Genomic DNA, 13,911 nt, shown 5'->3' with positions numbered 1-13,911 from the left:
TTAATCAGTAAGGCGCCATCCTTTATTCGGTACATTTTTATACCACTTTTGTGGTTCTTATTTTTACTCTGGGTGTCGATAAGACAGGGGAAACAATGCTAACAGTTATAGAGCTCCTTATCGGAGTCGTCGTTATTGTGGGTGTAGCACGCTACATCATTAAGGGATATTCCGCCACTGGCGTTTTATTTGTCGGCGGTCTGGTTCTGCTTATTATCAGCGCGCTGATGGGGCATAAGGTATTACCTGCCAGCGAAACCAGTACCGGCTATACCGCAACAGATATTGTTGAATACATCAAAATTTTGCTTATGAGTCGCGGCGGCGATCTTGGCATGATGATCATGATGCTATGCGGCTTTGCCGCCTATATGACGCATATCGGCGCGAATGATATGGTCGTGAAGCTGGCGTCGAAACCTTTACAGTACATAAACTCGCCCTACCTGTTGATGATTGCTGCCTATTTTGTCGCCTGCCTGATGTCGCTGGCCGTCTCTTCCGCGACGGGGCTTGGCGTACTGCTCATGGCTACTCTCTTCCCGGTGATGGTCAACGTCGGCATTAGCCGCGGCGCGGCGGCGGCTATTTGCGCCTCTCCGGCCGCCATCATCCTCTCGCCAACGTCTGGCGATGTGGTTTTAGCCGCAAAAGCGGCGGAGATGCCGTTAATCGATTTCGCGTTCAAAACCACGCTGCCGATTTCCATCGCCGCCATTATCGGTATGGCGATTGCGCACTTTTTCTGGCAACGCTATCTGGATAAAAAAGAGAACATTTCACATGAGATGCTGGACGTGGCGGAAATTACCACCACGGCCCCGGCGTTTTATGCCCTTTTGCCGTTCACGCCCATTATCGGCGTACTGATTTTTGACGGTAAATGGGGGCCGCAGTTGCACATTATTACCATTCTGGTGATCTGTATGCTGCTGGCCGCCGTGCTGGAATTCGTGCGCGGCTTCAACACGCAAAATGTGTTTTCCGGCCTGGAAGTGGCTTATCGCGGCATGGCGGATGCGTTTGCCGGCGTTGTGATGCTGCTGGTCGCGGCGGGCGTTTTCGCCCAGGGGCTGAGCACCATTGGCTTTATCCAAAGTCTGATCTCGATTGCCACTTCTTTTGGCTCCGCCAGCATTATTCTGATGCTGGTCTTAGTGATTTTAACCATGCTGGCCGCGATGACCACCGGTTCAGGCAATGCGCCTTTTTACGCCTTTGTTGAGATGATCCCTAAACTGGCGCACTCCTCCGGTATCAACCCAGCCTATTTATCCATCCCAATGCTGCAAGCCTCAAACCTGGGGCGCACGATTTCTCCGGTCTCCGGCGTCGTGGTCGCTGTCGCCGGGATGGCTAAAATATCACCGTTTGAAGTGGTGAAACGCACGTCCGTTCCGGTCATCGTCGGTCTGTTGATCGTCATTATCGCCACGGAAATTATGGTGCCAGGCGCCTCTTCCGCCGTTACTGGCGGCTGATAGCCGGTAAGCCGGGGCTCGCCCCGGCATCTTAACCCGGGCTTAGCCGCCGTGATAAATACGCTGCGGCCTGCCCACTTTGCCATGAATAATCTCTGCGACAATCAGGTGCCGACTCGCGCAATATTCCAGGTAGCGTCGGGATGTGGTGCGGCTTATCGTTAAGGCCTGCGCGACCGTTTCAGCCGTATGGCGTACGGTTGGATCGGCAAACAGCTTCATCACCGCATTAAGGGTTAAGGCATCAATACCGGTCGGCAAATCCCCTTTCGGTTCGCCGCGCGCATAGGCGTTGAACATTTCATCTATCTGCTTCTGGCTTGCGCTATCCGCGCTCGCCAGCATACGTCTGCGCTGTTGATAGCGGGTCAGCGTCTGTCCCAAACGTTCATAAGCAATAGGTTTGACCAGATAATCAAACGCGCCGCTGCGTACCGCTTCCGCTACCGTCTCCATGTCACTGGCGGCGGTCGTAAACACGACGCCGCCGGGATAGCGCGACTGCATTAATTCATGCAGCAGCGTAATCCCCTTCCCATCCGGCAGATAATTATCCAACAGAATTAATCCAGGTTTGAATCGGTCAATCATCATTCTCGCCTGCGCCAGATTGCCCGCCAGCCATATCTGGTTAAAGCCAGGAATATGGCGGATATATTCTGCGTGCATCTCCGCCAGCAGCGTTTCATCCTCAACGATCAATAGGGTTAATGGTTCTGTCATCGTTTTTTTTCACTTTCGGAAGGAATAAAGAAAATAAGGTGCCACAAGGATCATTGTCTTCCAGCGTAATGACCCCGCCACAGCGCCCCACATAACTTGCAATCAGATATAACCCGATACCATGCTCACCGGGTTCGTCAGTTCGGGTACTTACGCCCTGCTCAAAAATTTTTTCCCGCAGCGCTTCAGGAACGCCGCTGCCCTGGTCGGCGACCTCTATCACCACCTCGTCGCCCTCGTCGCTCAGGAAAAGTTCGATGGTCTTGTCGCCTTCCTGTGTACGTAAACTCGCCTCAAACGCGTTATCCAGCAGATTCCCGACGATGGCGGCGAACTCCGTGCTATCCAGCCCCTCCGGCAGTTGATGTAGCTGGCTGCCGGGAACAATCACCATCTTGAGCCCCAGTTCACGCGCGCGCTGAACTTTGCCAAACAGCAAACCGGCCACCTGACGATCGGCGAAGGTGCCGCGTAAACTATCAATAAGTTGCTGCTGCGCCTGCGATTCGCCCTGCACCATCTCTCTGACCCGATCATACTCTTTCATTTGCAGCAGGCCGTTCAGAGTCGACATCCAGTTCAGGTGCTCATGGCGTAGCGTGCGCAGACTCTCAACATACTGTTTAATCTGGGTTAACTGCGCGTTCAACGTCGCGATTTCATCTTTGCTGCGAAAACTAATAATAGCGCCCAGCAGCTCCTCGCCGGAACGGATAGCCTCACGATTAGCGATGACGCTCAGGCCATTGAAGTTGGCCATCACGTCCTGGCGTCTTTCTGCGATCTGGCAGGTAAAAAAGTCTGCCGGATTGACGACTTCCGCTATCAGCTTGCCCAGCCACTGACGCCCCGGCGACGGCAGCCCCAACATTTTTCTCGCATTGCGGTTAATCGCGGTGATATGTCCCTCCGGATCAACGGCGATCAGCCCTTCATAAACCGAGCTAAATAACGCCTCCTGCTGGCGTACCACGCGCGCAATCTGTTTCGGCTCCATGCCCAGCATTTGTCGGCGGATATGCGCGGCGAAAAACCAGGAAAGCAGCATTAATACCACCAGCAACAGGACAAAAACCCCCGCCATCGGTAATAAGAAGTCCAGCCGCCAGGAGTCGATTTTACTGACCAGATAGCCAATTGAAACAACGCCGATCACGTTGCCTTTGTTGTCAAAGATAGGCGTTTTGGCGCGCATCGCCATCCCTATTGAGCCCTTACCGGTAATGAAATAACTTTCTCCTCTTTCCAGCGCGCCGGGTTTCGTAAACTGCATGGGATAGCCGATTTTTTCCGGATTCGGATGGTAAAGCCGGATCGAGTGGCGATCGCCTATCACCACATAGTCAAAATCCGTCCCGCGCTGCAGTTTATTCGCAATTATCGCCAGGCGTTTATAGTCCCGGTTTTTTACGGCAGCGATAATGCTGTCGTTAGAAGCAATAATTTTTGCCTGATTCATCGCCATATCACGAACATGGGACGCCAGATAATCTTCGAAACTGGCAGACAAATATTGTGCTAACGCTGCCACGATGAAAACAGAAACCACCAGAATGAGCAGAAAAATACGTAACGGAAACGCGAGTTGCCGAAAAAAAGGAAACAGCTTTTTATTTTTCTGATAGGACATTAAGGTTCCTTATGGGCATTTCTCTTCAGATTTATCGCAAATGTAATAAAAATGTTTTCAGCATCTTGATGCATATAAAAACCAATCGTTACAGATTCCCCACATTAAATCAATTAAACAACTAAAACCCACCGCCGGAATGGCGATTAAATTAATTAAAAAACTTAAAACCATAAAACACTTAAAAACCATCTAACGCTTTGTGAAATAAATCAAAATTTACCACCAAAATACTCCTTACGATGTATACGTCAGAGAGAAAAATAAATAACTCGTCATAAAAATACTCCCACTCTGACTGAAAAGAAAAAGTTATCAAGTTGCAACACAGCGCAACATATACAGAAAAGTGGCAACAAGCATATCACCAGGATATTTCTTACTATGTTTGGCAATAATGTATTCACTCGGGTAAAACGCTCTGAAAATAAAAAAATGGCGGAGATCGCTCACTTTCTCAAAGAGAATGATTTAAGCGTCGATACCACTGTAGAAGTGTTTATTACCGTCAGCCGTGATGACCGTCTTATTGCCTGCGGCGGTATTGCCGGAAATATCATTAAATGCGTGGCCATTAGCGAATCAGTACGCGGCGAAGGCTTAGCGTTAACGCTGGCGACGGAATTGATTAATCTCGCCTGGGAGCGGCACTGCACCCATCTTTTTATTTATACCAAAACGGAATACGAAGCGCTGTTTAAACAGTGCAGCTTTTCGACGATAGCCAGCGTCCCTGGCGTGATGGTCTTAATGGAAAATAGCGCGACCCGGTTGAAACGGTATGCGGAATCGCTGGCGACATTGCGTCACGAGGGAAAGAAAATTGGCTGTATTGTGATGAACGCCAATCCTTTCACGCACGGCCATCGCTATCTGATCCAACAGGCGGCGGCACAGTGCGACTGGCTGCATCTGTTCCTGGTCAAAGAAGATACATCACGCTTTCCCTATGAAGACCGACTCGATCTGGTTCTTAAAGGGACCACCGATATCCCGCGCTTAACCGTTCACCGCGGCTCCGAATACATTATTTCTCGGGCGACGTTCCCCTGCTATTTCATTAAAGAGCAGAGCGTCATTAATCACTGTTATACCGAAATCGACCTGAAGATTTTTCGCCAGTATCTGGCGCCCGCGCTTGGCATCACACACCGCTTTGTCGGTACGGAGCCGTTTTGCACCGTTACCGCCCAGTACAACCTTGATATGCGTTTCTGGCTGGAGACGCCAACGCTTCCCGCCCCACCCATTACGCTGGTGGAAATAGAGCGGCTTTGCTTCCAGGAGACGCCGATATCCGCCTCCTGGGTACGCAAGCTGCTGGTTAAACACGATCTCACGGCTATCGCGCCGCTGGTTCCCGACGCCACCCTGCGCTATTTGCAGGGCATGGTCGAACGCCATCCGGGCAGCGCGGCAGCCCGTCAAAAGTCCCCCGTCTTAGCAACAGGTGAAAAATGAAAATAAACCAGCTAGCCGTCGCAGGCACGCTTGAGTCCGGCGATGTGATGATACGCATTGCGCCGCTCGATACGCAGGATATTGACCTGCAAATCAACAGTAGCGTTGAAAAACAGTTTGGCGAGGCCATTCGCGCCACCATCCTGGAGGTGCTTTCTCGCTACGACGTGCGCGGCGTACAACTGAACGTCGATGATAAAGGCGCTCTGGACTGCATTTTGCGCGCCCGACTGGAAACGCTACTGGCGCGCGCCAGCGGTATTGCCGCTCTGCCCTGGGAGGATCGCCAATGATTTCCGCCTCTCTGCAACAAAGTAAAACCCGCACCCGCCGCAGTATGTTATTCGTACCGGGCGCCAACGCGGCGATGGTGAGCAATTCGTTTATCTATCCGGCCGACGCGCTGATGTTCGACCTGGAAGACTCCGTTGCATTACGCGAAAAAGACGCGGCGCGCCGTCTGGTATATCACGCGCTGCAACACCCGCTTTACCGTGACGTCGAAACCATTGTCCGCGTGAATGCGCTGGACTCCGAATGGGGCGTCAACGATCTGGAAGCGGTCGTGCGCGGCGGCGCGGACGTGGTGCGTTTACCGAAAACCGACACCGCGCAGGACGTCATTGATATCGAAAACGAAATTCTGCGCATTGAAAACGCCTGCGGTCGCGAACCGGGCAGTACCGGCCTGTTAGCCGCCGTGGAATCGCCGCTGGGTATTACCCGCGCGGTAGAAATCGCCCACGCCTCTGAACGGTTGATCGGGATTGCGCTGGGCGCGGAAGACTATGTTCGCAACCTGCGCACCGAACGCTCTCCGGAAGGCACCGAACTGCTGTTCGCCCGCTGCGCCATTTTGCAGGCCGCGCGTTCCGCCGGCATTCAGGCCTTCGATACCGTCTATTCCGACGCCAACAACGAAGCCGGTTTCCTGCAAGAAGCCGCCCACATTAAACAGTTGGGCTTTGACGGTAAGTCACTGATCAACCCCCGCCAGATCGAACTGCTGCACAACCTTTATGCGCCAACGCGTAAAGAGGTCGCCCATGCGCGTCTGGTCGTTGAAGCCGCAGAAGCCGCCGCCCGCGAAGGTCTCGGCGTCGTTTCCCTTAACGGCAAGATGGTCGACAGCCCGGTGATTGAACGCGCCCGTCTGGTGCTCTCCCGTGCAGAACTTTCCGGTATTCGCGAAGAATAAGGCAAAAAAATGACGCAGAAAAATGAATCTCAACGCCAGGATCGCGTAGCAGCCTGGAGCCGTCACGCTGAAAGCGAACTGAGCGCTTACCAAAGTGCGGCAAAATTGGATCTACAAGCGCAAAAACCGCGCGACCACAAACTGTGCGCCAGCCTGGAAGAGGCCATCCGCCGTTCCGGTTTACGCGACGGCATGACGCTTTCCTTTCACCACGCGTTTCGCGGCGGCGATCTGACGATTAACCTGGTGATGGAAACCATCGCGAAGATGGGCTTCAAAAATCTGACCCTGGCCTCCAGCTCGCTGAGCGACTGCCATGCGCCGCTGGTTGAACACATTCGTAACGGGGTGGTCAGCCGCATCTACACGTCAGGCCTGCGCGGCCCGCTGGCGGAAGAAATTTCTCGCGGCCTGCTGGCTGAGCCGGTTCAGATTCACTCCCACGGCGGTCGTGTGCATCTGGTACAAAGCGGCGAACTCAATATTGATGTTGCGTTTCTTGGCGTGCCCTCCTGCGATGAATTCGGTAATGCTAACGGTTATACCGGCAAAGCCTGTTGCGGTTCACTGGGCTACGCGATGGTGGATGCCGACAGCGCGAAGCAGGTCGTGATGCTGACGGAGCAACTGCTGCCGTATCCGCATAACCCGGCAAGCATCGCCCAGGATCAGGTTGATCTGATCGTGCAAATCGAAGAAGTCGGTGATGCAAACAAAATCGGCGCTGGCGCGACCCGCATGACCACTAATCCGCGTGAACTGCTGATCGCCCGCAGCGCGGCGGAAGTCATTGCTCACTCCGGCTACTTCAACGAAGGTTTCTCCCTGCAAACCGGCACCGGCGGCGCATCGCTGGCGGTCACCCGCTTCCTGGAAGACAAAATGCGTAGCCGCAACATTGTGGCTAATTTCGCGCTGGGCGGTATCACCGCCACCATGGTCGACCTGCATGAAAAGGGCTTAATCCGCAAACTGCTTGACGTGCAGAGCTTCGATCGTAACGCTGCGCAATCTTTGGCCCGCAACCCGAACCATATCGAAATCAGCGCTAACCAGTACGCCAACTGGGGCTCTAAAGGCGCTTCCGTCGACCGTCTGGACGTGGTGGTACTGAGCGCGCTGGAAGTAGACACTCACTTCAATGTTAACGTGCTGACCGGCTCCGACGGCGTTCTACGCGGCGCGTCCGGCGGTCACTGCGATACCGCCGTCGCGGCGGCGCTGTCCATCATCGTCGCGCCGCTGGTGCGCGGTCGCATCCCAACGCTGGTTGATAACGTCACCACCTGCGTCACACCAGGCTCCAGCGTTGACATTCTGGTCACCGATCACGGTATCGCCGTCAATCCGGCGCGTCCGGAGCTGGCTGAACGCCTGAAAGCAGCGGGAATGAAAGTGGTATCGATTGAGTGGCTGCGCGAACGCGCGCAACTGCTTACCGGTCAGCCCCGCCCTATCGAATTCACCGACCGCGTGATTGCTGTCGTGCGTTATCGCGACGGTTCAGTGATCGATGTGGTGCATCAGGTGAAGGAATAAGCCATGCGCCTGTTTCCTGAACTCGCCACCTGTCACGACGTTTCTATTCCTGAGCTGCTCGCCAGCCGGGATGAGAGACAAGCAAGACAGCGCGCCTGGCTAACACGCCACGCCACTCCACTGGTCTCCTTTACCGTGGTGGCGCCAGGCCCGATGAAAGACAGCGCGTTAACCCGCCGGATCTTTAATCACGGCGTGACTGCCCTGCACACGCTGGCAGAAGAGTATGGCTGGACCATCCGGGAGCAGGCTGCACTGGCTTCCGCCAGCGGGCCGGAAGGGCTGCTGGCGATTGACGCGCCCGCTCAGGCGCTCAAACAGGCGACCATCGCGCTTGAACAGCGTTATCCACTGGGGCGCCTGTGGGATATCGATGTCCTGACGGCGGAAGGCGAAATACTCTCCCGCCGCCATTTCGCGCTTCCCGCTCGCCGCTGTCTGCTGTGCGGGCAAAGCGCGGCTGAATGCGCGCGGGGTAAAACCCACGCGCTGACTGATTTACTGATTCATATGGAGGCGCTGCTGCATGATGCCGATTCCCGCCAACCCGACTAACGCCTCCATTCAGCCTCAGTCGCTGTATGACGCCTGGGCCGATTTGGCCTGGCGCGCCATGCTGACCGAGGTAAATTTATCGCCAAAACCCGGTCTGGTAGACCGACTAAACTGCGGCGCGCACAAAGATATGGCGCTGGCGGATTTTCACCGCAGCGCGGAGGCGATTCGACACTGGCTGCCGCGCTTTATGGAATATGGCGCCAGCTGCACGCGCCTGCCGCCAGAGTCAGTTCTGGCGGGCCTGCGTCCATTGGGGATGGCCTGTGAAGCAGCGATGTTTCGCGCAACGGCGGGCGTCAATACCCATAAAGGCAGCATTTTCTCGCTGGGGTTACTGTGCGCCGCCATTGGCCGCCTGTATCAGCTACGCCAGCCGATCGCTGCAGAAACACTCTGCGCTACCGCCGCCGATTTTTGCCGCGGCCTGACCACGCGCGAACTGCGCCAGAACAACCTACAGCTCACCGCAGGTCAGCGGCTGTATCAGCAACTGGGATTAACTGGCGCGCGCGGCGAAGCGGAAGCGGGCTATCCGCTGGTCATCCGCCACGCGTTACCGCACTACCGCGCATTGCTGGCGCAGGGGCGCGATCCGGAACTGGCGCTGCTTGATACCTTACTGCTGCTGATGTCGCTTAACGGCGATACCAACGTCGCGTCGCGCGGCGGGGCGGACGGTCTGCGCTGGTTACAGCAGCAGGCGGCGGTCTTATTACATCAGGGCGGCATACGGACGCCTGACGATCTCGTTTATCTCCACCGGTTCGATCAGCAATGCATTGAACGCAATCTCAGCCCAGGCGGTAGCGCCGATCTGCTGATCGTGACCTGGTTTTTAGCGCAAATTTCGCAAGTTAATCATTAACACAATTATAGAAAATATCCTTTCCGGAGAGTCATTTATGTCTTTATCCAAAGATAATATATGGAAGTTGTTGGCCCCATTAGTGGTGATGGGCGTCATGTTGCTAATTCCTGTTCCAGATGGTATGCCGCCGCAGGCCTGGCACTATTTTGCGGTTTTCGTCGCGATGATTGTCGGTATGATCCTGGAGCCGATCCCGGCGACAGCGATCAGTTTTATCGCCGTAACCATTTGCGTTATCGGCAGCAATTACCTGCTATTTGACGCTTCAGAACTGGCCGATCCGGCGTTTAAAGCCAGTAAACAGGCGCTGAAATGGGGGCTTGCCGGTTTCTCCAGCACCACGGTCTGGCTGGTTTTCGGCGCGTTTATTTTCGCGCTGGGCTACGAAGTGACCGGGCTGGGGCGCCGCATTGCGCTGTTTCTGGTAAAATTCATGGGTAAACGCACGCTGACGCTCGGCTATGCGATTGTCATTATCGATATTTTGCTGGCGCCGTTTACTCCCTCCAATACGGCTCGTACCGGCGGGACTGTCTTCCCGGTCATCAAGAACCTGCCGCCACTGTTTAAATCGTTTCCAAACGATCCTTCCGCACGCCGCATCGGCGGTTATTTGATGTGGATGATGGTGATCAGTACCAGCCTGAGCTCTTCGATGTTTGTCACTGGCGCGGCGCCAAACGTGTTAGGTCTGGAGTTCGTCAGCAAGATCGCCGGGGTCCAGATTAGCTGGCTGCAGTGGTTTCTCAGCTTTCTGCCGGTAGGGATTATTTTACTGATCGTTGCGCCGTGGCTCTCCTATGTGCTTTATAAACCTGAAGTGACCCACAGTGCGGAAGTCGCGGCCTGGGCTGGCGGCGAGTTAAAAAACATGGGGCGTCTGTCCCGCAAAGAGTGGACGCTGATTGGCCTGGTGCTGCTTAGCTTAGGATTGTGGGTTTTTGGTGGAAAAATCATCAACGCCACTGCCGTGGGTCTGCTGGCCGTCTCGCTGATGCTGGCGTTGCATGTTGTGCCGTGGAAAGACATTACGCGCTACAACAGCGCCTGGAACACCCTGGTGAACCTCGCTACGCTGGTGGTCATGGCTAATGGCTTAACCCGCTCCGGCTTTATTGACTGGTTCGCCAATACCATGAGTACACATCTGGAAGGTTTCTCGCCGGATGCAACCGTCATTGTACTGGTACTGGTGTTCTATTTCGCGCACTACCTGTTCGCCAGCCTTTCCGCTCACACCGCGACCATGCTGCCGGTCATTCTGGCGGTGGGTAAAGGCATTCCGGGCGTTCCGATGGAACAACTGTGTATTCTGCTGGTGCTGTCTATCGGTATCATGGGCTGTCTGACGCCGTATGCCACCGGCCCTGGTGTGATTATCTACGGCTGCGGTTACGTGAAATCCAAAGACTACTGGCGGCTTGGCGCAATCTTTGGCGTTATCTATATCGCGATGCTGTTGCTGGTGGGCTGGCCGATTCTGGCAATGTGGAATTAAACATTACGCCAACGTAGGTTAAAAATGATGCCGTTCAGGTTCACCTGAGCGGCATTTTTTATGATTAAATGGGTAACATTCATAATGTGTATAAATTATCGAATTCATCATGAACACAATATGGCATTACAGTCCGCTGCTGGCTGTCCTCTTAACCCCAATTTTTGCCGCCAACGCCGACGAACTTCAGGCGCAACAGTACGGTGATTTCACTGACTATGTGCTGGCGCTTTCCTGGCAAACCGGTTTTTGTCAAAGCCAGCATGAACGCCGCCATCGGGAACCCGATGAGTGCCGTCTGCAAAAAGAGCCAGCCAACAAAGCAGACTTTCTGACCGTCCACGGCCTGTGGCCTGGATTACCCAAATCTATCGCCGCACGTGGTGTTGACCAGAGACGCTGGCAGCGCTTTGGTTGTGCGACGCGGCCAATCCCGAATCTGCCTGAAGTCAAGGCCAGCCGGAAATGCTCCGCCCCCGCCCCCGGACTTTCGCCTGACATCGCGGCAGCGCTTAAGGAAGTGATGCCCGGCGCGGGGGGAAATTCCTGCCTGGAGCGCTACGAATATGCCAAACATGGCGCCTGTTTCGGGTTTGATCCCAATGCCTATTTCGGCACCATGATACGGCTGGATAAGGCGATAAAAGACAGCGCGCTGGGGCAGTTTCTGGCGGATAATTACGGCAAAACCGTTAGCCGCGCTGAGTTTGATAGCGTCGTCGCACAAATGTGGGGCCAGGATAATGTCAAAGCCGTTAAAGTAAACTGCCATGGCAATCCCGCCTATTTAACAGAGATTCAGTTTTCATTAAAGGCGTCGATGATTAACGCGCCGCTCTCCTCTGCCTCATTCCTGCCGCAACCGCATCCCGGCAACTGCGGGAAACAGTTTATTATCGATAAAGCCGGCTATTGACGAAGCAGAGGTTTAAAACCGTAGCCACATTTGAGAACACGCCCGAATGTAGACTAAAATTCACTCAGGGCTATGACGTTTGAGGATTTACCCGAATGTGAACTAAATCACTTCAAAGACGGGGTAAGTCTCAGTATCATCATGAGAGTTAAACCCTCGCCGCCAGACGGTGAGGGTTTTCTTTTGGGACCATTTACCTGCACTACTCGCAGTATCGATGACATGGAGTAAGAAATGTCCAGACCCACTATTATCATTAACGACCTTGACGCCGAACGTATTGATCGTCTTCTGGAACAGCCTGCGTATGCGGATCTGCCGATTGCCGACGCGCTCAACGCCGAACTGGATCGCGCGCAAATGTGTTCGCCACAAGAGATGCCGAACGATGTCGTCACCATGAACAGCCGCGTTAAATTCCGCAATTTGAGCGATGGTGAAACACGCGTGCGGACGCTGGTGTATCCCGCCAATATGACGGACAGCAGTACCCAGCTTTCGGTAATGGCGCCCGTCGGCGCGGCGTTGCTGGGACTGCGCGTCGGCGACACCATTCACTGGGAACTGCCGGGCGGCGCCTCCACCCATCTCGAAGTGCTGGAACTCGAATATCAGCCTGAAGCCGCGGGCGACTTCCTGCGTTAAACCATCTGCATAAGCGTTAATGCGTTTACACAGAGGATGCCTGCGCATCCTCTTTCCGTTAGCCCTTTCATTTCTGCCTGCTTCAGACAACGCCGCCTGGCATCGGGTTGACTACTCCCGTCGCCTGTTTCTGCGCCGCTTGTGCCGACGTAGCTCCCGGCACCAGGATAACCTTCCGGCACTCTTCTTCGCGTTTTTCGAAAATTTCGTAGCCGCGCGCCGCCTCTTCAAACGGCATATAGTGCGTGACAATCTCCTCCGGCTTCAGCAACCCTTTTTCAATAAGCGGTAATAATTCCCCCAGCCACGCGTGAACATGGGTTTGACCCATTTTAAAAGTTAGCCCCTTATCAAAGGCGTCGCCAAATAAAAAGCCGTGAATAAAACCGGCATACACGCCGGGCACGCTGACCACGCCGCCGCGTCTGACCGCCGCGATACATTGTCGCAGCGCTTTGCCGCTGCTGCCTTCCAGTTTAAGGTTCGTCAGCACCGTCTCCGTCATGCTGCCTTTCGCTTCAAAGCCTACGGCATCAATTACCGCGTCCACGCCGCGGTGTCCTGCCGTCTGCTCAATGATTTTTTCCGCCGGATCGTTCTCATCATCGAAGTTGATCGGTATCGCGCCGTAACGTTCTTCGGCGAAACGCAGGCGCCAGGCATGGTGATCAACGACGAAGATCTGCTCCGCGCCCAGCAGTCGCGCACAGGCGATAGTCAGTAATCCTACCGGCCCTGCGCCAAAAACCGCCACGCTGGAACCTTGCTGAATCTGAGCATTTTTTGCCGCCTGCCAGGCGGTAGGCAAAATATCAGAAAGAAACAGCGCTTTATCGTCAGATAACAGCGGCGGCACCTTAAATGGACCGACATTACCTTTTGGCACGCGAACATATTCGGCCTGTCCGCCGGGAACGCCGCCATACAGATGGCTATACCCAAACAGCGCCGCCGGTGGCGGGATCTGTTTTTTATTCATCGCCGCGCCGTGTCCGTCGTTAGTGTTTTCACACGCTGAATATTGCTGTAGCCGACAGAAAAAGCAGTCACCACAGGCAATGACAAACGGGATAACGACCCGATCCCCTTTCCGAATATTCTTTACATCATGTCCGGTTTCCACCACCTCGCCCATAAACTCATGGCCGAAAATATCGCCATGTTTTACCTGTGGGATCTTGCCGCGATAGAGATGCAAATCAGATCCGCAAATCGCGGTGGCGGTAACACGCAAAATGATATCGTCAGGCTGCTCAATGCCGGGATCGGGTACGTTTTCAACCTTTACGTGATGTGGACCGTGATACGTCAATGCTTTCATGCAGCCTCCGGGGTAACGGTGAATGTTGCGTTCGACTATAAAAGGGTAGCTATCCCGGAGAGACTGCCGGCAA

General features: G+C 54.4%; 13 protein-coding genes. 10 read left to right on the top strand and 3 right to left on the bottom strand.

Annotated features, from left to right (window positions below):
• The first annotated feature begins 95 nt into the window (after positions 1–95).
• Complete coding sequence (gene dcuC, locus ACH0VJ_RS15865; protein WP_000958619.1) at positions 96–1,481, top strand: anaerobic C4-dicarboxylate transporter DcuC; 1,386 nt, start codon at positions 96–98, stop codon at positions 1,479–1,481.
• Positions 1,482–1,523: 42 nt separating this feature from the next.
• On the opposite strand, the gene dpiA is transcribed toward dcuC, so the two are convergent.
• Both dpiA and dpiB read right to left on the bottom strand, forming a co-directional pair.
• Positions 1,524–2,204 carry a two-component response regulator DpiA gene (gene dpiA, locus ACH0VJ_RS15860; RefSeq protein ID WP_000138786.1) on the bottom strand — a complete coding sequence of 227 codons (681 nt, stop codon included), beginning with the start codon at positions 2,202–2,204 and terminating at the stop codon, positions 1,524–1,526.
• Positions 2,173–3,834 carry a sensor histidine kinase DpiB gene (gene dpiB, locus ACH0VJ_RS15855; RefSeq protein WP_000121817.1) on the bottom strand — a complete coding sequence of 554 codons (1,662 nt, stop codon included), beginning with the start codon at positions 3,832–3,834 and terminating at the stop codon, positions 2,173–2,175. The genes dpiA and dpiB overlap by 32 nt, the downstream gene beginning before the upstream one ends.
• Before the next feature lie 384 nt (positions 3,835–4,218).
• On the opposite strand from dpiB, the gene citC reads away from it, so the two are divergent.
• From citC to rnk, 9 genes are all read left to right on the top strand, one after another.
• Positions 4,219–5,295 (top strand): [citrate (pro-3S)-lyase] ligase, encoded by a 1,077-nt coding sequence (gene citC, locus ACH0VJ_RS15850; RefSeq protein WP_000467872.1) that lies wholly within the window; start codon positions 4,219–4,221, stop codon positions 5,293–5,295.
• On the top strand, positions 5,292–5,588 hold the full coding sequence (gene citD / locus ACH0VJ_RS15845; RefSeq protein WP_000700679.1) for a citrate lyase acyl carrier protein: 297 nt from the start codon (positions 5,292–5,294) through the stop codon (positions 5,586–5,588). Before citC ends, citD begins: the two co-directional genes overlap by 4 nt.
• A complete protein-coding gene (citE, locus tag ACH0VJ_RS15840) occupies positions 5,585–6,493 on the top strand; it encodes a citrate (pro-3S)-lyase subunit beta (RefSeq protein WP_000622358.1) in 909 nt (302 codons plus the stop codon). Before citD ends, citE begins: the two co-directional genes overlap by 4 nt.
• Before the next feature lie 9 nt (positions 6,494–6,502).
• Entirely contained in the window at positions 6,503–8,032 is a 1,530-nt protein-coding gene (citF, locus tag ACH0VJ_RS15835) for a citrate lyase subunit alpha (RefSeq protein WP_000192323.1), read from the top strand.
• A gap of 3 nt (positions 8,033–8,035) precedes the next feature.
• A complete protein-coding gene (gene citX, locus ACH0VJ_RS15830) occupies positions 8,036–8,587 on the top strand; it encodes a citrate lyase holo-[acyl-carrier protein] synthase (RefSeq protein ID WP_001236072.1) in 552 nt (183 codons plus the stop codon).
• The gene (gene citG / locus ACH0VJ_RS15825; protein ID WP_000982655.1) at positions 8,559–9,455 is read left to right on the top strand and encodes a triphosphoribosyl-dephospho-CoA synthase CitG; all 897 of its coding nucleotides are present in this window, start codon (positions 8,559–8,561) and stop codon (positions 9,453–9,455) included. Before citX ends, citG begins: the two co-directional genes overlap by 29 nt.
• A gap of 37 nt (positions 9,456–9,492) precedes the next feature.
• Complete coding sequence (gene citT / locus ACH0VJ_RS15820; RefSeq protein WP_000059028.1) at positions 9,493–10,956, top strand: citrate/succinate antiporter CitT; 1,464 nt, start codon at positions 9,493–9,495, stop codon at positions 10,954–10,956.
• A gap of 109 nt (positions 10,957–11,065) precedes the next feature.
• Positions 11,066–11,872 (top strand): ribonuclease I, encoded by an 807-nt coding sequence (gene rna, locus ACH0VJ_RS15815; protein ID WP_001092585.1) that lies wholly within the window; start codon positions 11,066–11,068, stop codon positions 11,870–11,872.
• A 234-nt stretch (positions 11,873–12,106) separates the two neighbouring features.
• Positions 12,107–12,517, top strand: coding sequence for a nucleoside diphosphate kinase regulator (gene rnk, locus ACH0VJ_RS15810; protein WP_000089748.1), 411 nt, complete (start codon positions 12,107–12,109; stop codon positions 12,515–12,517).
• Positions 12,518–12,599: 82 nt separating this feature from the next.
• On the opposite strand, the gene ACH0VJ_RS15805 is transcribed toward rnk, so the two are convergent.
• Entirely contained in the window at positions 12,600–13,838 is a 1,239-nt protein-coding gene (locus ACH0VJ_RS15805) for a zinc-dependent alcohol dehydrogenase (RefSeq protein ID WP_000646119.1), read from the bottom strand.
• Between the last annotated feature and the right edge of the window lie 73 nt (positions 13,839–13,911).

The sequence above is a fragment of the Salmonella sp. 2020_1459 genome (assembly GCF_043847915.1).
In the GTDB taxonomy this organism is placed as follows: Bacteria; Pseudomonadota; Gammaproteobacteria; order Enterobacterales; family Enterobacteriaceae; genus Salmonella; species Salmonella enterica.
The sequence above is the reverse complement of the archived record's forward strand: the minus strand, read 5'-3'. Positions and strand labels throughout refer to the sequence as shown.

Bases quoted from the DNA above. Each gene is read 5' to 3' on its own strand.
- citF (WP_000192323.1), top strand. From the start codon at position 6,503: ATGACGCAGAAAAATGAATCTCAACGCCAGGATCGCGTAGCAGCCTGG.
- rnk (WP_000089748.1), top strand. From the start codon at position 12,107: ATGTCCAGACCCACTATTATCATTAACGACCTTGACGCCGAACGTATT.
- dcuC (WP_000958619.1), top strand. From the start codon at position 96: ATGCTAACAGTTATAGAGCTCCTTATCGGAGTCGTCGTTATTGTGGGT.
- citD (WP_000700679.1), top strand. From the start codon at position 5,292: ATGAAAATAAACCAGCTAGCCGTCGCAGGCACGCTTGAGTCCGGCGAT.
- citX (WP_001236072.1), top strand. From the start codon at position 8,036: ATGCGCCTGTTTCCTGAACTCGCCACCTGTCACGACGTTTCTATTCCT.
- rna (WP_001092585.1), top strand. From the start codon at position 11,066: ATGAACACAATATGGCATTACAGTCCGCTGCTGGCTGTCCTCTTAACC.
- citE (WP_000622358.1), top strand. From the start codon at position 5,585: ATGATTTCCGCCTCTCTGCAACAAAGTAAAACCCGCACCCGCCGCAGT.
- citG (WP_000982655.1), top strand. From the start codon at position 8,559: ATGATGCCGATTCCCGCCAACCCGACTAACGCCTCCATTCAGCCTCAG.
- citC (WP_000467872.1), top strand. From the start codon at position 4,219: ATGTTTGGCAATAATGTATTCACTCGGGTAAAACGCTCTGAAAATAAA.
- citT (WP_000059028.1), top strand. From the start codon at position 9,493: ATGTCTTTATCCAAAGATAATATATGGAAGTTGTTGGCCCCATTAGTG.
- dpiB (WP_000121817.1), bottom strand. From the start codon at position 3,834: ATGTCCTATCAGAAAAATAAAAAGCTGTTTCCTTTTTTTCGGCAACTC.
- ACH0VJ_RS15805 (WP_000646119.1), bottom strand. From the start codon at position 13,838: ATGAAAGCATTGACGTATCACGGTCCACATCACGTAAAGGTTGAAAAC.
- dpiA (WP_000138786.1), bottom strand. From the start codon at position 2,204: ATGACAGAACCATTAACCCTATTGATCGTTGAGGATGAAACGCTGCTG.